General features: G+C 70.1%; 16 protein-coding genes and 1 pseudogene. 1 reads left to right on the forward strand and 16 read right to left on the reverse strand.

What is annotated here, in order from left to right:
• Both KUF83_RS42790 and KUF83_RS14275 read right to left on the reverse strand, forming a co-directional pair.
• Nucleotides 1–103, reverse strand: a pseudogene (locus tag KUF83_RS42790) (signal peptidase II); the annotation flags it as partial.
• 109 nt (nt 104–212) lie between these two features.
• Nucleotides 213–1,370 (reverse strand): TraR/DksA family transcriptional regulator, encoded by a 1,158-nt coding sequence (locus KUF83_RS14275; protein WP_217455054.1) that lies wholly within the window; start codon nt 1,368–1,370, stop codon nt 213–215.
• A gap of 610 nt (nt 1,371–1,980) precedes the next feature.
• Here KUF83_RS14275 and ileS point away from each other — a divergent pair.
• Nucleotides 1,981–5,139 (forward strand): isoleucine--tRNA ligase, encoded by a 3,159-nt coding sequence (gene ileS / locus KUF83_RS14280; protein ID WP_217455055.1) that lies wholly within the window; start codon nt 1,981–1,983, stop codon nt 5,137–5,139.
• Between the two features lie 255 nt (nt 5,140–5,394).
• Here ileS and KUF83_RS14285 read toward each other — a convergent pair whose 3' ends face one another.
• The 14 genes from KUF83_RS14285 to KUF83_RS14350 all read right to left on the reverse strand — a co-directional run bounded on the left by KUF83_RS14285 (nt 5,395) and on the right by KUF83_RS14350 (nt 21,575).
• Entirely contained in the window at nt 5,395–6,567 is a 1,173-nt protein-coding gene (locus tag KUF83_RS14285) for a DivIVA domain-containing protein (RefSeq protein WP_217455056.1), read from the reverse strand.
• Nucleotides 6,568–6,622: 55 nt separating this feature from the next.
• Complete coding sequence (locus tag KUF83_RS14290) at nt 6,623–6,907, reverse strand: YggT family protein (RefSeq protein ID WP_055612103.1); 285 nt, start codon at nt 6,905–6,907, stop codon at nt 6,623–6,625.
• Between the two features lie 49 nt (nt 6,908–6,956).
• The gene (locus KUF83_RS14295; protein ID WP_217455057.1) at nt 6,957–7,598 is read right to left on the reverse strand and encodes a cell division protein SepF; all 642 of its coding nucleotides are present in this window, start codon (nt 7,596–7,598) and stop codon (nt 6,957–6,959) included.
• A 128-nt stretch (nt 7,599–7,726) separates the two neighbouring features.
• Nucleotides 7,727–8,446: a YggS family pyridoxal phosphate-dependent enzyme gene (locus KUF83_RS14300; RefSeq protein ID WP_217455058.1), complete on the reverse strand. Its 720-nt coding sequence runs from the start codon at nt 8,444–8,446 to the stop codon at nt 7,727–7,729.
• Nucleotides 8,447–8,452: 6 nt separating this feature from the next.
• On the reverse strand, nt 8,453–9,160 hold the full coding sequence (pgeF, locus tag KUF83_RS14305) for a peptidoglycan editing factor PgeF (protein WP_374106060.1): 708 nt from the start codon (nt 9,158–9,160) through the stop codon (nt 8,453–8,455).
• A 26-nt stretch (nt 9,161–9,186) separates the two neighbouring features.
• On the reverse strand, nt 9,187–10,383 hold the full coding sequence (gene ftsZ / locus KUF83_RS14310; protein ID WP_217455060.1) for a cell division protein FtsZ: 1,197 nt from the start codon (nt 10,381–10,383) through the stop codon (nt 9,187–9,189).
• Between the two features lie 277 nt (nt 10,384–10,660).
• Nucleotides 10,661–11,473 (reverse strand): FtsQ-type POTRA domain-containing protein, encoded by an 813-nt coding sequence (locus tag KUF83_RS14315; protein WP_217455061.1) that lies wholly within the window; start codon nt 11,471–11,473, stop codon nt 10,661–10,663.
• 23 nt (nt 11,474–11,496) lie between these two features.
• Nucleotides 11,497–12,585 carry an undecaprenyldiphospho-muramoylpentapeptide beta-N-acetylglucosaminyltransferase gene (gene murG, locus KUF83_RS14320; protein WP_217455062.1) on the reverse strand — a complete coding sequence of 363 codons (1,089 nt, stop codon included), beginning with the start codon at nt 12,583–12,585 and terminating at the stop codon, nt 11,497–11,499.
• Between the two features lie 6 nt (nt 12,586–12,591).
• The gene (ftsW, locus tag KUF83_RS14325; protein ID WP_217455063.1) at nt 12,592–13,950 is read right to left on the reverse strand and encodes a putative lipid II flippase FtsW; all 1,359 of its coding nucleotides are present in this window, start codon (nt 13,948–13,950) and stop codon (nt 12,592–12,594) included.
• A 185-nt stretch (nt 13,951–14,135) separates the two neighbouring features.
• The gene (murD, locus tag KUF83_RS14330) at nt 14,136–15,593 is read right to left on the reverse strand and encodes a UDP-N-acetylmuramoyl-L-alanine--D-glutamate ligase (RefSeq protein ID WP_217455064.1); all 1,458 of its coding nucleotides are present in this window, start codon (nt 15,591–15,593) and stop codon (nt 14,136–14,138) included.
• Nucleotides 15,575–16,648 (reverse strand): phospho-N-acetylmuramoyl-pentapeptide-transferase, encoded by a 1,074-nt coding sequence (gene mraY, locus KUF83_RS14335; protein WP_217455065.1) that lies wholly within the window; start codon nt 16,646–16,648, stop codon nt 15,575–15,577. Before mraY ends, murD begins: the two co-directional genes overlap by 19 nt.
• On the reverse strand, nt 16,648–18,048 hold the full coding sequence (murF, locus tag KUF83_RS14340) for a UDP-N-acetylmuramoyl-tripeptide--D-alanyl-D-alanine ligase (RefSeq protein ID WP_217455066.1): 1,401 nt from the start codon (nt 18,046–18,048) through the stop codon (nt 16,648–16,650). Before murF ends, mraY begins: the two co-directional genes overlap by 1 nt.
• 4 nt (nt 18,049–18,052) lie before the next feature.
• Complete coding sequence (locus KUF83_RS14345; protein ID WP_217455067.1) at nt 18,053–19,729, reverse strand: UDP-N-acetylmuramoyl-L-alanyl-D-glutamate--2,6-diaminopimelate ligase; 1,677 nt, start codon at nt 19,727–19,729, stop codon at nt 18,053–18,055.
• A 79-nt stretch (nt 19,730–19,808) separates the two neighbouring features.
• Nucleotides 19,809–21,575: a penicillin-binding protein 2 gene (locus tag KUF83_RS14350; RefSeq protein ID WP_217455068.1), complete on the reverse strand. Its 1,767-nt coding sequence runs from the start codon at nt 21,573–21,575 to the stop codon at nt 19,809–19,811.
• Nucleotide 21,576: the final 1 nt, after the last annotated feature.

Consider the following 21,576-nt stretch of genomic DNA (forward strand, 5'->3'; position numbering starts at 1 on the left):
CCGGGCCCTCGCCCGGCGCCGCGCTCCTGTCGGGCTGCTCCGGGTCGGCCCCCGCCGCGCCCGGGGTATCCGGCGTACCGATGATGCGCTCCGCCTCTGCCACGTGAGTCCCTCAACCTAGGTGCCTGACTGAGGACGAGAGTACGGCACGGGCCGCCGCGGCCATGTGCTCAGGAGGCCCGCCGGGCGGGGGGCCGTCGGTCGGTGACCGGTCAGTAGCGGCGCTCCTGCTTCTGCTTGCACTCGACGCACAGGGTGGCGCGCGGGAAGGCCTGCATGCGGGCCTTGCCGATGGCGTTGCCGCAGATCTCGCAGAGGCCGTAGGTGCCCGCGTCCAGCCGCTCCAGGGCGCGCTCGGTCTGCTCCAGCATCTCCCGGGCGTTGGCCGCGAGCGCCATCTCGCTCTCACGCGTGATGTTCTTGGTGCCGGTGTCCGCCTGGTCGTCGCCCGCGCCGTCCCCGGAGTCGCGCATCAGGCCCACCAGGGACTCCTCGGTGTGCGTGATCTCGGCCCGCAGCCGGAGCGCCTCGGAGAGCAGTTCCTCACGTGCCTCCGTGGCTTCCTGAGGGGTCCACGGGTCCTCACCGGGGCGTACCGCGAGCTCGCCCGGTTCCGCCGCGGCCACCCGCGCCTTGGGAACCGCGGTGGCCTTGCCCGCCGCAGCGGCCGTACCAGAGGTCTTCTTCGCAACCACCGTCGTGGCTCCCGTCGTCTCGGCGGCCTCCGCCGCTCCCTCGGCCGCGGAAGCGACCGCCTTCTTGGCCGTACGTGTGCCTTTTCGGCCCGCACTCCTGGAGGACGCCGTGCCGGAGCCCTCCGCCCCCTCGGCGGCGGCACCCTGCACCGAGGCACTCTTCTTGGCGGCTGCCTTGCGAGCCGCCCGCTTCACCGGGGCGGCGGTCTCCTCCTCCGGTACGGACTCGGCGCCGGCCGCCTTCGCGGACCCGGCCTTCGTACCCGCTCTCCGCACGGCCGCCGCCCCGCCGACGGCCTTCTTCGCGGAGGCCGCCTTCCCACCGGAGGCCGCCTTCTCGGCAGAGGCCGTCTTCGTGGAGGTCACCTTCCCCGTGGCCGACTTGGTGGCAGGCGTTTTCGTGGAGGCCGTCTTCGTAGAGGCCGATCCGGTGGCGGCCCTCTTCGTAGAGGCCGTTTTCGTGACGGTCGACTTCGTGGTGGTCGTCTTGGTACGAGCTCTCTTCCGGGCGGCTGTCCCGTCGGCCGGCTGGACGGGAGGCTTCTTCGCGGCGGCCGGTTTCCCGGCCGCGCTCTTCTTGCCGCCGACGTCCTTGGCCGCTGCCTCGGAGCCACCGGCCGCGCCCATGGATCTGCCGGACGCCGACTGCTGTACGGCGGTCTTTTTCGCCACCATGGCCGCGGCCCCTTCACATTCTGTGACCTTGCACGCGAATCGTGCTGGGACGATAAATCGACTTGAGTCCCGCGGCAACGGGGCACGCCGCCCGATCCGCCCGCCCCGCGCGTACCGCACGACGAGTCTGCAAGCGTTTTGCCCAGCTCCCCGCCCGGTAACCCGCCGAGGGGACCGTCCCAGAATGCGAACACCGGCGCCTCGGCATTCGGCTCAGTGCGCCCCTCCCCCGCACCGTCCGCCCCGCTCCCGCGGACCCCGCAAAACCGGTCTGCCGCTGTCCGCCGAGCGCCGTACACTGGGCGGAGCGAGAAGCGTGGATGGGGACGAGTAGCGGCGTACGCGGCCAAGAGCGACCCGGGGACGGTGTGAGCCCGGGGGCGAGCGCGCAGCGAAGATCACCCCGGAGCCGCCGGAAGAAAGCCGCAGCGAGCCAGCCGCGGCCGGTAGACCCGGCATCGCGACCCCAATGAGGGGGCTCACCGGCGCGTATGCGGCGGCGGAGGGCCAAGGAGGGTGGTACCGCGGGAGCGCGCCGCACACGGCGTAGGTGACAGCACAGCTCTCGTCCCTCCGGACGGAAGGCAGAAAGTCCGCCGGAGGAAGCTCGTTGAACACGCAGCCGAGTACACAGCCGCAGTACCGCCAGGTCCCGGCCCAGGTCGACCTGCCCGCCCTCGAGCACGCGGTGCTCGACTTCTGGCGTGAGCAGAAGATCTTCGCCAAGACCCTGGAGCAGTCCGAGGGCCGCCCGGAGTGGGTGTTCTACGAAGGCCCGCCCACGGCCAACGGCATGCCCGGCGCCCACCACATCGAGGCGCGCGTCTTCAAGGACGTCTTCCCGCGCTTTCGCACCATGCGCGGCTACCACGTGGCCCGCAAGGCCGGCTGGGACTGCCACGGCCTCCCGGTGGAGCTGGCGGTCGAGAAGGAGCTCGGCTTCACGGGCAAGAAGGACATCGAGGCGTACGGCATCGCCGAGTTCAACGCCAGGTGCCGCGAGTCCGTGACCCGTCACACCGACGCCTTCGAGGAGCTCACGACCCGCATGGGTTACTGGGCCGACCTCAACGACCCCTACCGGACCATGGACCCGGAGTACATCGAGTCGGTCTGGTGGTCGCTCAAGGAGATCTTCAACAAGGGCCTGCTGGTCCAGGACCACCGCGTCGCCCCCTGGTGCCCGCGCTGCGGCACCGGCCTGTCGGACCACGAGCTGGCGCAGGGCTACGAGACGGTCGTCGACCCCTCGGTGTTCGTCCGCTTCCCGCTCACCTCCGGTCCGCTCGCGGGCGAGGCAGCGCTCCTGGTGTGGACGACGACCCCGTGGACGCTCGTGTCGAACACCGCGGTCGCCGCCCACCCCGAGGTCACCTACGTGGTCGCGACGAGCCCGTCCGGTGACGAGAAGCTCGTCGTCGCCGAGCCGCTCGTCGAGAAGGCCCTCGGTGAGGGCTGGGAGGTCACCGGCCGGTCCTTCACCGGCGCCGAGATGGAGCGCTGGACGTACCAGCGGCCGTTCGAGCTCGTCGAGTTCCCGGCCGAGGCCCATTACGTGGTCAACGCCGAGTACGTGACCACCGAGGACGGCACGGGTCTGGTCCACCAGTCCCCCGCCTTCGGTGAGGACGACCTCAAGGTCTGCCGCGAGTACGGCCTGCCGGTCGTGAACCCCGTGCGCCCCGACGGCACCTTCGAGGAGGACGTTCCCCTCGTGGGCGGTGTCTTCTTCAAGAAGGCCGACGAAAAGCTCACGGAGGACCTCCAAAGCCGCGGCCTGCTCTTCAAGCACATCCCGTACGAGCACAGCTACCCGCACTGCTGGCGCTGCCACACCGCGCTCCTCTACTACGCGCAGCCGTCCTGGTACATCCGCACCACAGCCATCAAGGACCGTCTCCTCCAGGAGAACGAGAAGACCAACTGGTTCCCGGACTCGGTCAAGAACGGCCGCTACGGCGACTGGCTGAACAACAACATCGACTGGGCCCTGTCCCGCAACCGCTACTGGGGCACCCCGCTGCCGATCTGGCGCTGCGAGGACGACCACCTCACCGTCGTCGGCTCCCGCGCCGAGCTCACCACGCTGACCGGCAGCGACCAGTCGGAGCTCGACCCGCACCGCCCGTTCATCGACGACGTCACCTTCGCCTGCCCCCAGTGCGAAAAGACGGCCACGCGCGTGCCGGAGGTCATCGACGCCTGGTACGACTCGGGTTCGATGCCGTTCGCGCAGTGGGGCTACCCGCACAAGAACAAGGAGCTCTTCGAGAGCCGCTACCCGGCCCAGTTCATCTCGGAGGCCATCGACCAGACGCGCGGCTGGTTCTACACCCTCATGGCCATTGGCACCCTGGTCTTCGACAAGTCCTCGTACGAGAACGTCGTGTGCCTGGGCCACATCCTCGCCGAGGACGGCCGCAAGATGTCCAAGCACCTGGGCAACACCCTGCAGCCGATCCCGCTGATGGACCAGCACGGCGCGGACGCCGTCCGCTGGTTCATGGCGGCCGGCGGCTCCCCCTGGGCGGCCCGCCGCGTCGGCCACGGCACCATCCAGGAGGTCGTCCGCAAGACGCTCCTCACGTACTGGAACACGGTCGCCTTCCAGGCCCTGTACGCGCGCACGGCCAACTGGGCACCCAGCGACGCCGATCCGGCCCCCGCGGACCGCCCGGTCCTCGACCGCTGGCTCCTGTCCGAACTCCACGCGCTCACCGACCAGGTGACGCAGGCTCTGGAGGCGTACGACACCCAGCGCGCCGGCAAGCTGCTCTCCGCCTTCGTCGACGACCTGTCCAACTGGTACGTACGCCGCTCCCGTCGCCGCTTCTGGCAGGGCGACAAGGCGGCGCTGCGCACCCTGCACGAGGTCGTCGAGACGGTCACGCGCCTGATGGCCCCGCTGACCCCGTTCATCACCGAGCGGGTCTGGCAGGACCTGGTGGTGCCCGTGACCGAGGGAGCCCCCGAGTCCGTACACCTGACGTCCTGGCCGGAGGCGGACCTGTCCGTCATCGACCCGGAGCTGTCGAAGCAGATGGTGCTGGTACGCCGTCTCGTGGAGCTCGGCCGTGCCACGCGCGCGGAGTCGGGTGTCAAGACGCGTCAGCCGCTGTCCCGCGCGCTGGTCGCCGCGACCGGCTTCACCTCCCTCGACCCCGAACTGCACGCGCAGATCACGGAGGAGCTGAACGTGAGCTCGCTCGCGTCTCTCGCGGACGTGGGCGGCTCGCTCGTCGACACGACGGCCAAGGCCAACTTCCGGGCACTGGGCAAGCGGTTCGGCAAGGGCGTCCAGGCGGTGGCGAAGGCCGTCGCCGAGGCGGACGCGGCCGCGCTGTCGCTGGCGCTGCGCGAGGGCACGGCCTCGGTGGAGGTCGACGGTGAGACCGTGACGCTCGCCCCGGACGAGGTGATCATCACGGAGACCCCGCGCGAGGGCTGGTCCGTCGCGTCGGACTCCGGTGCGACGGTCGCCCTCGACCTGGAGCTCACCGAGGAGCTGCGCCAGGCAGGCCTCGCCCGTGACGCGATCCGCCTCATCCAGGAGGCCCGCAAGAACAGCGGCCTCGACGTGGCCGACCGGATCGCCCTGCGCTGGACGTCCACGGACCCGAAGGTCGTCGCGGCGCTCACCGAGCACTCCGCGCTGATCGCCGACGAGGTGCTCGCCACCGACTTCGGGCAGGGCGAGGCGGACGACAGCTACGGCTCCCCGTTCACGGACGAGTCCCTGTCGCTGACGTTCCGCCTGCGCAAGGCGTAGCGAGAAGCGGGGAAGGGCGCGGCCAGGTCGCCGCAGCCCGTTCGAAGGCCCGGGTCCGCCGAGATTCTCGGCGGACCCGGGCCTTCGGCGTTGCGTACCCGCGCACAGGTGCACCCGTACCCGAACACGTACAGCAGGAGCCTCTCCGGCCGGCACCCCCGGGTCTCCCTCCGGACACGACAAAAGGGCGGAGCCCCCGGGATTCCGGGGGCTCCGCCCTGAACGCTGCCGACGCCTAAGGCGTACCGGAGGCCGTCAGTTGTCGTCCTCGTCGATCAGGAAGCCACGCATCGGCGAGGGCGCCTGCTGCATGGGCGACGGGCCCTGCGGCCGGACCGGCGCCATCGGCTGGGTCATGGCCGGCGACATCTGCTGCTGGCCGCCGTAGGACGGAGCCGCGGGGCCGGGGCCGCCCATCTGGTTGCCACCGTAGGACGGCGCGCTCGCCCCGGCCGGAGCCATGGACGGGCTGGGCGACGAGGGGAGCGAGGCGGTCGCCGGTGTACGCGGCGGAGCCAGCGAGTCGTCGGCCTGGGTCTCCAGCTGACGCAGCTGGGACTCCAGGTAGGACTTCAGACGCGTGCGGTACTCGCGCTCGAAGCCGCGCAGGTCCTCGACCTTGCGCTCCAGCGTGGCGCGGGCGGACTCCAGGGAGCCCATCGCGACGCGGTGCTTCTCCTGCGCGTCCCGCTCCAGGGCGTCGGCCTTGGCGCGGGCATCGCGCTCCAGGCCCTCGGCGCGGCTACGGGCCTCTCCGACGATCTTGTTGGCCTCGGAACGGGCCTCGGCGATCGCCTGGTCGGCGGTCTGCTGGGCCAGCGAGAGGACACGGGCGGCGCTGTCGCCACCGGGGCCCTGACCGGGCTGACCCATCTGCGGTCCGTGACCGCCCATGGGGCCACCCATGGGACCGCCCATCGGGCCGCCCATCTGCTGCTGCATCTGCTGCTGCTGCATCTGACCCTGCATCTGACCGGGGCCCTGACCCATCGGTCCCTGGCCCATGGGGCCCTGACCCATCGGGCCGGGACCCTGCTGGCCGCCCTGGCCGCTGGGGCCGGCGGGCAGCTGCGGCGCACCGCTCGGCAGCTGGGGCGGGCCGCCCATGGGACCACCCATCTGCTGCTGCGGCGGGCCCGATATGCCGGCGGGTACGGGAGCACCGGGACCACGCATGCCCTGTGGCGGGCCCTGCTGTTGCTGCTGGTCCTGTTCGGGCGGCTTGCGCATGCCCTGTTGCTGGTTCTGCGCGGCGGCGCGTGTGGCGGCAGCCAGCTTGGCGCGCAGGTCCTCGTTCTCGCGGAGCAGGCGGGTCAGTTCGGCTTCGACCTCATCGAGGAAGGCATCGACCTCGTCCTCGTCATAGCCTTCTCGGAGGCGGACGGTCGTGAACTGCTTGTTCCGCACGTCCTCGGGGGTCAACGGCATCTCTTCACCTCAACGTAGTCGTCGGCATCGTCGGCGTTCGGCAAGACCGTATCGTTCACAGCCGGCTCACAACGGAGATCAGGATGTAGACGATGATCATCAGTACGAAGAAGGACAGGTCGAGCGCCACGCCCCCGAGACGTAGCGGCGGAATGAACCGCCGCAGAAGCTTGAGCGGTGGATCAGTGACAGTGTAGGTGGCCTCCAGAACGACCACCATCGCCTTGCCGGGTTGCCATGAGCGGGCGAACTGGAAGACATAGTCCATGACCAACCGGAAGATCAGCACGATGAGGAAACACATCAGCGCGACGTAGAGAACCTGCGCAACCACGCTCATGATCCGTGCGTCCCTCTCCCCTGTTTCCGTGCTTGTCCGGTCCTGCGTCTCAGCTCTGGTTGAAGAACCCGCCCTCTGCGATGCGAGCCTTGTCCTCCGCCGTGACATCGACGTTAGCAGGCGACAACAGGAACACCTTCTGCGTCACCCGCTCGATGCTGCCGTGAAGACCAAACACCAAACCGGCCGCAAAGTCGACAAGTCGCTTCGCGTCTGTGTCATCCATCTCAGTCAGATTCATGATCACCGGGGTGCCCTCACGGAAGTGTTCCCCGATGGTACGGGCCTCGTTGTAGGTCCGGGGGTGCAGCGTGGTGATCCTGTACGGCTCTCGTTCCGACACGACCTTGGGCATGATCACCGGTGCGTTCTTCTCCAGGCTTTGACGTTCTTGTGTGATGGACGCCACGGGGGCGATTCGCGCCGGACGCCCGGATTCCGCGGACAGCGAAGCGGAATGGGGCACGGGATCACGCTGGACCGACGGTTGCACCACTCGTACCGATTCGTCCCTTTGGGACTGATGTGACTGGTGCGACTGATGCGGCGGCTCATGCCGCCGGCGGTCCCGCTCGGGCTCCGGATCGAGTTCGGGCTCGAAGTCGTCATCGGGGTCGAAGCCCCTGCCGTCGTACCCATCGTCCTCCACGAGGCCGAGGTAGACCGCCATCTTGCGCATCGCGCCGGCCATGCTCTGAGTCCTCCGCTCTGTGGTGGATCGGCTGACTGTTGCCAAGTGCCCGCGATCCACGAGGTCGTATGCCCGCCGATCGGCGGTAATGACCATATTTTCTGCTGTGGTCCGACTTCTTGGCGACGTTACCCGAGCCTGGGGCGGACGCCGAGTACCGCAGTGCCGACGCGTACATGTGTCGCTCCGGCCGCCACTGCTTGCTCGAGGTCCGCACTCATCCCTGCCGAGACCATGTTCGCAGCCGGATGAGCGCGGCGCAGGTCAGTCGACAAATCCATCAGCCGCCCGAACGCCGCCAGTTCACGCCCCGCGTACGGGCCGGTGAGCGGGGCGACGGTCATCAGTCCGTCGAGCCGCAGCCCCGGAGCCCGTGCGACGAGGCCGCCCAACTCCTCGACGCCGTCCGGCCCTACACCACCGCGCTCGCCCCGTCCACCCTCCTCGGCGTCGAGCGCGACCTGGATGAGGCAGCCCACTTCGCGCTCCGACCGCTCCGCCTCCTTCGACAGGGCGGTGACGAGCCGCGCCCGGTCGACGGACTGCACGATTCCCGCGTAACCGACCACGGAACGCACCTTGTTCGTCTGCAACTGGCCCACGAAGTGCCAGGAAAGGGGCAGATCGGAACAGGCTTCGGCCTTGGGCGCCGCATCCTGGTCACGGTTCTCGGCGACATGCCGGACACCGAGTTCCGACAGGATCCGCACATCCTCGGCCGGGTAGGTCTTGGTGACCACGATCAGGGTCACCTCTTCGCGCTTGCGCCCGGCGGCCACGCACGCCGCGGCGATGCGTTCCTCCACCTTCGCCAGGTTCGCGGCGAGTTCGGCCCTACGGTCCGTCATGTCCGATCAGTCCAGCCACACATAGCCCGCGAGCCGACCGGTGGTGCGGTCGCGGCGGTACGAGAAGTGGTCGTCCGACTCGATCGTGCAGACCGGCGACTGCTCCCGGTCACGCACTCCGAGCCTCTCCAGCTGGGCGTGCACCCCCGCGGTCACGTCGACCGCCGGCGTGCCCCACGTGGTCTCGGCGTACGCCGCGGGTTCGGCGGCCGCGACCTCGGTCCGCATCGCCTCCGGCACTTCGTAGCACCGGCCGCAGACGGCGGGGCCGGTGCGGGCGACGATCCGGGCCGGTTCGGCGCCGAGCTCCACCATGGCCTCGACGGCGGCGGGCACCACCCCCGCGACCATGCCCGGCCGACCCGCGTGGGCGGCGGCCGCGATCCCGGCGACGGGGTCCGCGAGCAGCACGGGCGTGCAGTCCGCGGTGAGCACGGCGAGGGCGAGGCCCCGGCGTGCGGTGACGACGGCGTCGACCGGCGGCACCGGGCGCTCTCCCCAGGGCTCGTCGACCACGGCCACGTCGCGTCCGTGGACCTGGTTCATCCAGACGACCCGCGCCGGGTCCAGCCCGAGCGCCTTGGCCGCCAGTTCGCGATTGGTCCATACGGCTTCGGGGTCGTCGCCGACCGCTCCGCCGAGATTGAGCTCCTCGTACGGAACGGCGCTCACCCCGCCCCACCGGTCGGTGAAGGCGAAGTGCGCGCCGCTCACGGTGCTCGTTCCGGAGCGCCGTCCTATCACTTGAGGAAGTCCGGCACGTCCAGCTCCTCCGCCGCGCTGTCGGAGTAGGTCCGCGACGGCGGTACCGGCGGGGAGACCGGCGGCAGTTCGCTGCTCGCCGGCTCCGGGGCGGGCTCCGGCGTCTCCTTCGGCGTGACGCTGCCGAGGGAGCCGAAGGAGGGTCGGCTGTCGTTGGAACGCGCCGGAGTGGGCTCGTCGCGCTTGGCGGAGGACGAACCGAGCACGGTGTCCCGCTTGGACGGGGGCTGCCCGCCGTCGAAGCCCGCCGCGATGACGGTGACCCTGACCTCGTCGCCGAGCGCGTCGTCGATGACGGCGCCGAAGATGATGTTGGCCTCGGGGTGCGCGGCCTCGCTCACCAGCTGGGCCGCCTCGTTGATCTCGAAGAGACCGAGGTCCGAGCCGCCGGAGATCGAGAGCAGTACGCCCCGGGCCCCGTCGATGGACGCCTCCAGGAGCGGCGAGGAGATCGCCATCTCCGCGGCGGCCACCGCGCGGTCGTCGCCGCGGGCCGAGCCGATGCCCATGAGGGCCGAACCGGCCTCGGACATCACGGACTTGACGTCGGCGAAGTCGAGGTTGATCAGACCGGGTGTGGTGATGAGGTCGGTGATGCCCTGAACACCGGAGAGCAGGACCTGGTCCGCCGACTTGAAGGCGTCGAGGACCGAGACCTGGCGGTCCGAGATGGACAGCAGCCGGTCGTTCGGGATGACGATGAGGGTGTCGACCTCTTCGCGGAGTTCCGCGATGCCGTCCTCGGCCTGGTTGGCGCGGCGCCGGCCCTCGAAGGTGAACGGGCGGGTGACCACGCCGATGGTGAGTGCGCCGAGCGACCGGGCGATGTTGGCCACCACGGGGGCGCCACCGGTACCGGTGCCACCGCCCTCGCCGGCGGTCACGAAGACCATGTCGGCCCCCTTGAGGACCTCCTCGATCTCCTCGCGGTGGTCCTCCGCGGCCTTGCGGCCGACGGCCGGGTTGGCTCCGGCGCCGAGTCCGCGGGTGAGTTCGCGGCCGACGTCGAGCTTGACGTCGGCGTCGCTCATCAACAGCGCCTGGGCGTCGGTGTTGATGGCGATGAACTCGACACCCTTGAGACCGACCTCGATCATCCGGTTGATGGCATTGACACCACCGCCGCCGACACCGATGACTTTGATGACTGCGAGGTAGTTCTGCGGTGCTGCCACGTCGAAGGCCTCTCGCCTCGAGTTACGTGTCGCCGCCTCGCGGGTATCCGCGATCCGACGACTGATGCCGAATGGGACGGTCCGAACGCCGACCCGAACCCTAACGCTGAAGTTTAGGGTTACCAGTGTGTCTGTTCCTTGGACTCTTCCGAACAGGACACTAAGTCGACAAGTGGCGCACGTTCAACGAACACGCCGAACCTCCCGTTTTTCTTTTCACCCTATGTGATCAGCCGTAGCGTTGCCCAACCAGGGTTCTGGCCTGCGCGGATGTGCGTCAACTCCCTGATGACGCAGGCGCGGTGGGAACGCTGACATCGAAGTGCCGCGCCTCGGGAGAGGCTTTCATGAGAGCCGTGAGCGTATGCGCCTTGGCGCGGCCCTTCTCGCCACTTCCCCATGCGACGGTGCGGCCACCGCTCAACTCCAGCGAGATGGAGTCGTACGAACGGACCTTGACGACCCGGGTGGCGCGCGCGACCGCGGCCGGAAGTGACCGGGCGACGAGCACCGCCTCACGCATCAGCCGGTCGGAGCCGAAGCGGCGCAGGCTCGCGGACCCGGACACGGTCAATTCCAGTGCGGGTACACCCTGCGGGGGGCGTGAAACCGTCGCGTATCGCACGCCCTTGGCGTCCACTTCGACATACTTGCCCCCCTTTCCGGTGTTTTCGGCAATGAGGACCGGGATACGTTCGACCACTTTCAGCCCGATTCCATGGGGCCAGGAACGGGTGACGTCAACCGAGTCAATTCGGGGCAATTTCCGGAGCAGTCGCGCCTCGATCTCATCGGTGTCGACGGAAATCAAAGGCGATCCGACCCGGACATCGGCCGCCTCGACGACCTGATCGGGCGTCAGCACCCGCGTCCCCGAGGCCGATACGCGCTCCACGCGGGTCCACTGCGAGCCATAGAGCAGCCAGATGCCGCCCGCGGCGAGCAGAGCCAGACAAACGGCCGAAATGATGAGCGTACGAGGCCCCGGCAGCCTCTTGAGGAGGGGTGGCCGGGGCGGGCCGGAGGTCGATTCCTGCCGTCCTTGCCGGTCTTGCCGTTCGCCGCGTTCGGCGGTGGTCGGTCCGGCCACGCTCCCCTGCCTTCTGCCACGCGCTAGCGGCGTGACGCGATCGCCTCGTACACCATCCCGACGAGCAGGTCGTCGGCGTCCCGGCGGCCGAACTCGGAGGCGGCGCGGGACATCTCGAACAGCCGGTGCGGATCGGCGAGCACGGGCAGGACGTTGCCCTGGACCCACTGCGGCGTCAGTTCCGCGTCGTCGATCAGCAGTCCACCGCCGGCCTTGACCACCGGCTGGGCGTTGAGCCGCTGTTCGCCGTTGCCGATGGGCAGCGGGACGTAGACGGCGGGGAGCCCGACGGCGGAGAGTTCGGCCACGGTCATCGCGCCCGCACGGCAGAGCATCATGTCGGCCGCGGCGTACGCGAGGTCCATGCGGTCCACGTACGGTACCGGGATGTACGGGGGCATCCCCGGCATCTGGTGGACCTGCGGCAGTTCGTTCTTCGGGCCGACCGCGTGCAGGATCTGGATCCCGGCCTGCTGGAGGTACGGAGCGGCCTGCTGGACCACCTCGTTGAGGCGGCGTGCGCCCTGCGAGCCGCCGGAGACCAGCAGCGTCGGCAGGGAGGGGTCGAGCCCGAACGCGGCACGGGCCTGCGGGCGCATCGCAGCCCGGTCGAGCGTGGCGATCGAGCGGCGCAGCGGGATGCCGATGTAGCGGGCGCCGCGGAGCTTGCTGTCCGGGGTGGAGACGGCGACCTGGGCCGCGTACCGCGAGCCGATCTTGTTCGCGAGTCCCGGCCGGGCGTTGGCCTCGTGGACGATGATCGGGACGCCGAGGCGCTTGGCCGCGAGGTAACCGGGGAGGGCGACGTAGCCACCGAAGCCGACGACCGCGTCCGCCTTGGTGCGCTCCAGGATCTGCTCGGCCGCCTTGATCGTGCCGCGCAGCCGTCCGGGGACGGTGATCAGCTCGGGGGTCGGCTTGCGCGGCAGCGGTACCGCGGGGATGAGCCCGAGCTCATACCCCCGCTCTGGTACGAGTCGGGTCTCGAGTCCGCGCTCCGTGCCCAGGGCCGTGATTCCCACGGTGGGGTCCTGCCTGCGCAGGGCGTCCGCGAGGGCGAGCGCGGGCTCGATGTGGCCGGCGGTCCCCCCACCGGCGAGTACGACATGCACCGAAATTCACCGCTCTCCGGACGAACGCGCCGAGGCACGCCGTCTCATCGTGTTCCACTTCCGAGGCTCCCGACCCGCGGAGCCTCTCACCGCAGCCCGCTTTCTGCCAAAGCGGGGTTGCCGCATCGCGAGCGCCGCCCGCGCAGCGGGATCCTCCCGCGCGAAGGCGATGAGGAGCCCGATGGCGAACATGGTCGGCAACAGGGCGGAGCCCCCGTAGGAGAACAGCGGGAGCGGGACCCCGGCGATCGGCAGCAGGCCGAGCACCGCACCGATGTTGATCACGGCCTGGGCCGTGATCCACGTGGTCACACCTCCCGCGGCGTACCTCACGAAGGGGTCCTCCGTGCGTCCGGCCACGCGGATACCCGCATAGCCTAGAGCCGCGAAGAGAGCGAGGACCGACAGCGTCCCCGCGAGGCCCAGTTCCTCCCCGGTGATGGCGAAGATGAAGTCGGTGTGCGCTTCGGGCAGTTGACCCCATTTTTCCACACTCGCGCCGAGGCCGGAGCCGAAGAGCCCGCCGGACGCGAGGGCGTAGATGCCGTGCACGGCCTGCCAGCACGAGTCGCCGGGGCCCGGTTCGGTGGCGCCGAGGCAGGCGAGGCGGGCCATGCGGTTGGGGCTCGTTTTGATGAGGATCACGCCGATGGTCGCCGCGATGGCGAGCACCCCGCCGAACAGCCGGGTCGGCGCCCCCGCGAGCCACAGCAGCCCGAACAGGATCGCGGTGAGGATGATCGCGGTGCCCATGTCGCCGCCGAGCATGATCAGCCCGAGCAGCATGAAGGCCACCGGTACGAGCGGCACCAGCATGTGCTTCCACTGGGTCAGCAGCCGCCGGTCCTGCTTGCGGGCGAGCAGGTCGGCGCCCCAGAGCACGAGGGCGAGCTTGCCGAACTCGCTGGGCTGGAGCTGGAAGGGGCCGCCGACCGAGATCCAGTTCTGGTTGCCGTTGACCGCGACTCCTATCCCCGGCACCTGGACGAGGATCATCAGGAAGACCGAGCCGAGGAGCATCGGGTACGCCAGCGCCCGGTGCAGCTTGGACGGCATGCGGGAGGCGGCCAGCATCAACAGGCCGCCGAGCACAGCCGCGAGGAACTGCTTGCGGAAGAAGTACGAACCCGGCAGCGAGAGCTGGAGCGCGGTGATCTGCGACGCGGAGTACACCATCACCAGGCCGAGCACGGTGATCAGGAGGCTGCCGCCGAGGATCAGGTAGTACGCGGTCAGGGGCCGGTCCCAGGCACGCCGTGCGCGGCCGTAGAGACGGCGTACGGGGTTGTCGCGGGGTGGGCGGGGCCCGGCGGGCCGCCGGGGGGCCCGCTGGACGGGAGGACGCCCTGTACGGCTACTGGGCACGGCCGGCTCCCCTCGCTGTGGGAGGGCGTCCCGCTGGGGGGCCTCCGGGCCTCTCGGACACAGTGCGGGGGACGGGGTGGCACAGCGCCGTGCCACCGGCAGAAGGCCGCCGATACACCGACCACGATGGCGTCACGCGTCGCTCCCAAGGATCCCGGGCGCCCGGGCCGGCCGAGGGCCTGCCGTCAGGCGCCCGCGGCGCCGAGTCCGCGGACCGCTTCCGCGAACATGTCACCGCGCTGGTTGTAGTTGGCGAACATGTCCATGGAGGCACAGGCCGGCGCCAGGAGCACCGTGTCGCCGGCGCGGGCGAGCCGTGTCGCCTCCTGGACCGCCGCGGGCATCGCCCCAGTGTCGGTCCGGTCGAGGTCGACCACCGGTACCTCGGGGGCGTGTCGCGTGAGGGCTTCGCGGATGAGGGCCCGGTCCGCGCCGAACAGGACGACGCCCCGCAGTCGCTTCGCCGACCTGACGACGAGTTCGTCGAAGGTCGCGCCCTTGGCGAGTCCCCCCGCGATCCACACGATCGACTCGTAGGCGGCCAAAGAGGCTTCCGCCGCATGCGTGTTGGTGGCCTTGGAGTCGTCGACGTAGGCGACGCCGTCCACGTCGGCCACGTGCTCGATGCGGTGGGCGTCGGGGCGGAAGGCCCGCAGTCCGTCGCGTACGGCCGTGGCGGGCACTCCGAAGGCGCGGGCCAGGGCCGCCGCCGCAAGGGCGTTGGCGATGTTGTGCGGGGCGGGCGGATCGACGTCCGCGATCTCGGCGAGCTCCTGGGCCTGCTTGTGCCGGTCCTCGACGAAGGCGCGGTCCACCAGGATGCCGTCCACGACCCCGAGTTGGGACGGTCCCGGCGTGCCGAGCGTGAAGCCGACGGCCCGGCAGCCCTCCTCGACGTCAGCACCGCGCACCAGGTCCTCGGTGGCCTTGTCGGCCACGTTGTAGACGCAGGCGACCCGATTGCCCTCGTACACGCGGCCCTTGTCGGCGGCGTACGCCTCCATGGAGCCGTGCCAGTCGAGGTGGTCGGGGGCGAGGTTCAGTACGGCCGCCGAGTGGGCGCGCAGGGACGGCGCCCAGTGCAGCTGGTAGCTGGACAGTTCCACGGCGAGGACGTCGAGGCCGGCGTACGCCTCGTCGTTCTCCAGCACGACGTCGACGATCGGCGTGCCGATGTTGCCCACCGCCGCGGTGCGAAGGCCCGCGGCGGCCAGGATCGACGCGAGCATCCGCGTCGTGGTGGTCTTGCCGTTGGTGCCCGTGACAGCCAGCCACGGCACGGCCCTGCGGCCGTCGAGGCCGCGCAGGCGCCAGGCGATCTCCACGTCGCCGACGACGTCCACGCCTGCCTCGGCGGCGGCCAGGAAGAGGGCGCTGTCCGGCTTCCAGCCGGGCGAGGTGACCACCAGGTCGGTGCCGTCGGGCAGCGTCTCGGCGTCCGCGAGGCGCACCGGGATCCCCTGCTCCCGAAGGGAGGCGGCCCGCTCCCGGTGTGCCGGGGAGTCACCCCCGTCGACGACCGTGACCGACGCGCCGAGGCCGGCCAGGGCGCGGGCGGCACTGATGCCGCTCACGCCGAGACCGGCGACGGTGATGTTCTTGCCCTGCCAGGCGGAGGCGGTCGTCACTTCTTGGCTGCCCATCCCGCGTAGAAGAGGCCGAGTCCGACGATGACGCACATGCCCTGGATGATCCAGAAGCGGACCACCACAAGGACTTCGGACCACCCCTTGAGTTCGAAGTGGTGCTGGAGCGGTGCCATCCGGAAGACGCGTTTGCCGGTCAGGCGGAACGAGCCGACCTGGATGACGACCGACATGGTGATCAGGACGAAGAGACCGCCGAGCAGGGCGACGAGCAGCTCGGTGCGCGAGCAGATCGCGAGGCCGGCCAGTGCTCCGCCGAGCGCCAGGGAACCGGTGTCACCCATGAAGATCTTGGCGGGCGAGGTGTTCCACCACAGGAAGCCGAAACAGGAGCCCATGAGCGCTGCGGCGACCACCGCGAGGTCGAGCGGATCTCGCACCTCGTAGCAGGCGGCGGGGTTGGTGAGGGTCAGCGCGTTGGCGCAGGACTCCTGGAACTGCCAGACCCCGATGAAGGTGTACGCGCCGAACACCATCGTCGCCGCGCCGGTGGCCAGGCCGTCCAGACCGTCCGTCAGGTTCACGCCGTTGGACATCGCGAGGATCATGAACAGCGCCCAGACGACGAACAGCACCGGGCCGATGGACCAGCCGAAGTCCTGCACGAAGGAGAGCCTGGTGGAGGCCGGGGTGTTGTTGCGGTTGTCCGCGAACTGGAGCGCGAGGACCGCGAAGGTGATGCCGACGATCAGCTGGCCGGCCATCTTCGCCTTGGCCCGCAGACCGAGCGAACGCCGCTTGACGATCTTGATGTAGTCGTCGAGGAAGCCGACCACGCCCATGCCGGCCATCAGGCCGAGCACCAGCAGACCGGAGAACGTCGGCGGCTTCCCGGTGATCACCTTGCTGAGGAAGTACGCGAGGAGCGTGGCCAGGATGAAGGCGATGCCACCCATGGTCGGCGTACCGCGCTTGGCGTGGTGCTCGCGCGGGCCGTCGTCACGGATGTACTGGCCGTAGCCCTTGCGGGCCAGCAGCTTGATCAGCAGAGGGGTGCCCACGAGGGTCAGGAAGAGGCCGATGACTCCCGCGAACAGGATCTGATTCATCATCAGACGGCAACCTCGCCCTCGGTGCCCTGGACCAGCGCCTGCGCGACCCTCTCCAGCCCGACCGACCGGGACGCCTTCACGAGTACGACGTCTCCCGGGCGCAGCTGACTGCGCAACAGGTCGACCGCCGACTGTGCGTCGGACACGTGCACCGACTCCTCACCCCACGAACCCTCGTTATATGCGCCCAGTTGCAGCCAGGACGCTTCCCTGCCCCCGACCGCGACGAGCTTGCTGACGTTGAGCCGGACGGCGAGCCGTCCGACCGCGTCGTGCTCGGCGAGCGCCTCGTCCCCGAGCTCGGCCATCTGACCGAGCACCGCCCAGGTCCGCCGCCCCTTGCCCATGGCCGCGAGCGCGCGCAGGGCGGCTCGCATGGACTCGGGGTTCGCGTTGTAGGCGTCGTTGACGACCGTCACGCCGTCCGGGCGCTCGGTGACCTCCATCCGCCAGCGGGAGAGGGTGCCCGCCTCGGAGAGCGCGGTGGCGATCTCGTCTGCGGACATGCCCAGCTCATGGGCGACGGCGGCGGCGGCGAGCGCGTTCGACACGTGGTGCTCACCGTACAGGCGCATGGTCACTTCGCTGCACCCGGAGGGTGTGTGGAGCCTGAACGCGGGCTGTCCGCTCCCGGTGAGCCGCACGTTCTCGGCCCGTACGTCCGCTTCGCCGGACTCTCCGAAGAGGATCACGCGTGCCTTCGTGCGCGAGGCCATGGCCCGTACGAGGGGATCGTCGGCGTTCAGGACGGCCGCGCCGCTCTCGGGGAGGCTCTCCACCAACTCGCCCTTGGCCTGGGCGATCTGCTCGCGGCCGCCGAACTCACCGATGTGGGCGGAGCCGACGTTGAGGACGAGGCCGATCTTCGGAGGCGTCAGGTCCGCGAGATAGCGGATGTGCCCGATCCCGCGGGCACCCATCTCCAGGACGAGGAACCGCGTCTCCTCGGTGGCGCTGAGCGCGGTGAGCGGCAGCCCGATCTCGTTGTTGAGGGAGCCGGGTGTGAAGACCGTCGGTGCCTTGCTGCGGAGCACCTGGGCGATCAGGTCCTTGGTGCTGGTCTTGCCGGCGGAGCCGGTGAGGGCCACGAGGGTCGCGCCGAGGCGCTCCACGACGTGGCGCGCGAGGGCACCGAGGGCGCTCTGGACGTCCTCCACGACGATCGCGGGCACTCCGACGGGCCGGGAGGCGAGGACGGCCACGGCGCCCGCCGCGACGACGTCCGCGGCGAAGTCGTGACCGTCCACGCGCTCACCTGCGAAGGCGACGAAGAGGCTGCCCGGCTCCACTTCCCGGGAGTCCCTGACGACCTGTCCGGTGACCTGGACCGACGGATCCGGTATGTCGTGCGTCTGCCCGCCGACGACTGAGGCGATCTCGGCGAGAGAGAGGGCGATCACAAGTTCATCCCTGGGTCTTCTGGATAGCTGCGCGGAGCACCTGACGGTCGTCGAAGGGACGGATCACTCCGGCGATGTCCTGGCCCTGTTCATGGCCCTTGCCCGCGATCAGCACGGTGTCGCCCGGTTGTGCGCGGGCGACGGCCGCGGCGATCGCGGCGGCCCGGTCCTCGAAGACCTGGACCTCTCCGCGCTCGTGCGCCGGCACCTCGGCGGCGCCGGCGAGCATCGTGGCGAGGATGGCGAGGGGGTCCTCGCCGCGGGGGTTGTCCGATGTCAGTACGGCGGTGTCGGCGAGCCGGGCCGCCGCGGCGCCCATGGGCTTGCGCTTGGTCCTGTCGCGGTCGCCGCCGCAGCCGAGCACGATGTGCAGCTCGCCCTCGGTGACCTTGCGCAGGGCCCGCAGGACGGACTCCACGGCGTCCGTCTTGTGCGCGTAGTCGACGACCGCGAGGTACGGCTGTCCGGCGTCCACGCGCTCCAGCCGGCCCGGCACGCCCGGTACGGCGGCGATGCCGTCCGCGGCGGTCTGCGGGTCGATCCCGGCGACGGCGAGGGCGACGATCGCGGCGAGTGTGTTGGCCACGTTGAAGGGGCCCGCGAGCGGCGACTTGGCGGTGATCCGCTCGCCCTCGGGTCCGATCGCGACGAAGACGGAGTCCATCGGACCGACCCGGACCTCGTCGGCGCGCCAGTCGGCGTCCGGGTGCCCCTCCGCGGAGAACGTCACCACGGGGACGCCCGCCTCCTTGACGAGCCTGCGTCCGTACTCGTCGTCGAGGTTGACCACGCCGAGCCTGCTGCGCTGCGGCGTGAACAACTGCGCCTTGGCCCGGAAGTAGTCCTCCATGTCGGAGTGGAACTCCATGTGTTCCGGGCTGAGGTTGGTGAAGACCGCGATGTCGAAGACGCAGGCGTCGACCCGGCCGAGGACCAGGGCGTGGCTGGAGACCTCCATGGCGACCGCCTCCACGCCGCGTTCGCGCATGACCGCGAACAGCGCCTGGAGGTCGGTGGCCTCGGGGGTGGTGCGCTCCGACTTGATGCGCTCGTCACCGATGCGCATCTCGACCGTGCCGATCAGGCCGGTACTGCGGACGCCCCTGAGACCGCCCTCGACGAGGTACGCGGTCGTGGTCTTCCCGGACGTTCCGGTGATGCCGATCTGGAGCAGGTCTCGGCCCGGGTGACCGTAGATCGAGGCGGCCAGCTCGCCCATCCGCGCGCGCGGGGCGTCCACGACGAGGACGGGCAGTCCGGTGGCCGCGGCGCGCTCGGACCCGGTCGGGTCGGTCAGCACGGCGACGGCACCGAGGCCGGCCGCCTGTGTCACGAAGTCGGCGCCGTGCATCCGGGCGCCGGGCAGCGCGGCGTAGATGTCGCCCGGGCGTACGGCGCGCGAGTCATGGGTGATGCCCGTGACCTCGGCGGCGCCCGCGGCGCCTTCAGGGCGGTTCGCGCCCAACTGACCGGCGAGTTCCGCGAGGGGTGTGGCGGAGTTCTGAACCGGTCGCGGCGGCCCCGGGTATGTCACAGGAACGCCCTTCTGGGTGGTTTGGGACTGATCAGCGTGTGGCACGGCGGTGAGCGTACCGGGCACACCCCCGCCGGAGCGAAGCGAGGGGCGTGGCGGGGCGGGCGGCGAGCCCTCGCTCCCGGGGTCTGGAGTGATCGTTGTCACGAGCTGGTTCCTGGTCGGTGTTCCGGGCGGTGGCACGGGGTGTTCCGGTCTGTGCTGATGAGGGCGTGATCGGTGCCGGTCAGGGCGTGAAGGTGACGGGAAGTCGGGCGGCCGTGGCCCCGGTGGGCGGCACCTGGAGGGTCTTCAGTGCGAACTCCAGTACCTCCTTGTAGACGGGCCCGCAGATCTGGCCGCCGAAATAGCTGCCCTTGGTGGCGTTCTGGATGGCGCAGTACACGGTGACGCGGGGCTTGTCCGCGGGCGCGAACCCGGCGAAGGAGGAGGTGTAGCCGCGGTAGCGGCCGGTGGCCGGATCCACACGGTTGGCCGTGCCGGTCTTGCCCGCGACGCGGTAGCCGGGAATGCGCGCCTTGGTGCCCGTGCCCTCCTCGTCGTCCACGACGGACTCCAGCATGTGGGCGAGGGTCTTTGCGGTCTTCTCGCTGACGACCCGTGTCTTCTTGGCCTTGGCGGCCGGGGTGAAGCGTCCGTCGGCTCCCTTCGTGCCGCGCACGAGGGTCGGTTCGACGCGTACGCCGCCGTTGGCGATCGTCGAGTAGACGGAGGCCGCCTGCATCGCGTTGATGGACACGCCCTGGCCGAACGGGATCGTGTACTGCTGGGAGGTCGACCACTGGTCGGCGGGGGCGAGGATGCCCTTCGTCTCGCCGGGGAAGTCGAGCCCGGTGTACCCGCCGATGCCGAACCTGCGCAGGTAGGAGTAGAGGACCTGGTTGGCCTCCTTCTGCGTCTTGCCGAGCTGGCCGGTCGCCAGGATGGTGCCGATGTTGCTGGACTTGGCGAGGACGCCGTTGAGCGTCAGGTACCAGGTCGGGTGGTCGATGTCGTCCTTGAAGAGCCGGTCGCCGCGGTGCAGCCGGTTGGGCACGGTCACGTGCGTGGCGGGTGTGGCGGCGCCCTCCTCCAGGACGGCGGCCATCGACATGACCTTGGCGGTCGAGCCCGGCTCGTAGGCGTCCTCGAGGCCCCAGTTGTGCAGGGCGCCCCCGTCGGCCTTCGACAGGTCGTTCGGGTCGAAGCCGGGCGAGTTGGCCATCGCGAGGATCTCGCCGGTCCTGTTGTCCTGCACTATGACGTAACCGCGGTCGGCCTTGGACTCCTTCACCTGCTCGGTGATGGCGTTCTGGGCGGCCCACTGGATGTCGCGGTCGATCGTCAGCTCGACCTCGGAGCCGGCGACGGCGGGCTTCTCGGTGGAGCCCGCGGTCGGCACCTGCCGGCCGCCGGACTGGGCGTAGCGGATCTCGCCGTCCTTGCCGGACAGCTCCCCGTTGAGCTGCTGCTCGATGCCGCCTCCGCCCTTGCCGTCGGCGTTGACCCAGCCCAGTATCCCGGCGCCGAGGTCGCCGTTCGGATAGACCCGCTTGCTGCTGGGCTCCTGGAGGACGCCCGCCAGGACGTTCACCGCGGACCCGTCCTCACCCGCCTTGTCGGCGAGCGTGCTCTTGAGGTCCTTGATCTGTGTCCAGACCTGGGGGGTCTGGCGACGGGCGAGTACGACGTACCGGGTGTTCTTGGTGCGGAGCCTTTCGGCGATGTCGTCGGTGTCCTTGCCGAGGATCGGACCGAGCAGGGCCGCGGCCTGTTCGGGGGCGTCATCGATCTTCGTCGCCTTGTGCGTGAAGAGCGTTGGGTCGGCCGTGATGTCGTTGGCGTCGACGCTGATCGCCAGGTCGACGCCGTTGCGGTCGGTGATCCCGCCGCGCTCGGCGGCCAGGGTCCGGCTGAGGTATCGGTTCGCCTCGGCCTTGGCGGTGTACTCGCTCGCGTCGACCGCCTGCACCTGGAGCAGCCGTACGACGAAGGCGGTCAGTACGAGGGCCAGG

Source organism: Streptomyces sp. BV286, from assembly GCF_019090165.1.
Lineage (GTDB): Bacteria > Actinomycetota > Actinomycetes > Streptomycetales > Streptomycetaceae > Streptomyces.

Excerpts from the sequence above, each read along its gene's own strand:
- KUF83_RS14275 (WP_217455054.1), bottom strand. The coding sequence starts at position 1,370 with ATGGTGGCGAAAAAGACCGCCGTACAGCAGTCGGCGTCCGGCAGATCC.
- KUF83_RS14285 (WP_217455056.1), bottom strand. The coding sequence starts at position 6,567 with ATGCCGTTGACCCCCGAGGACGTGCGGAACAAGCAGTTCACGACCGTC.
- KUF83_RS14290 (WP_055612103.1), bottom strand. The coding sequence starts at position 6,907 with ATGAGCGTGGTTGCGCAGGTTCTCTACGTCGCGCTGATGTGTTTCCTC.
- KUF83_RS14295 (WP_217455057.1), bottom strand. The coding sequence starts at position 7,598 with ATGGCCGGCGCGATGCGCAAGATGGCGGTCTACCTCGGCCTCGTGGAG.
- KUF83_RS14300 (WP_217455058.1), bottom strand. The coding sequence starts at position 8,446 with ATGACGGACCGTAGGGCCGAACTCGCCGCGAACCTGGCGAAGGTGGAG.
- murD (WP_217455064.1), bottom strand. The coding sequence starts at position 15,593 with ATGGGCAGCCAAGAAGTGACGACCGCCTCCGCCTGGCAGGGCAAGAAC.
- mraY (WP_217455065.1), bottom strand. The coding sequence starts at position 16,648 with ATGATGAATCAGATCCTGTTCGCGGGAGTCATCGGCCTCTTCCTGACC.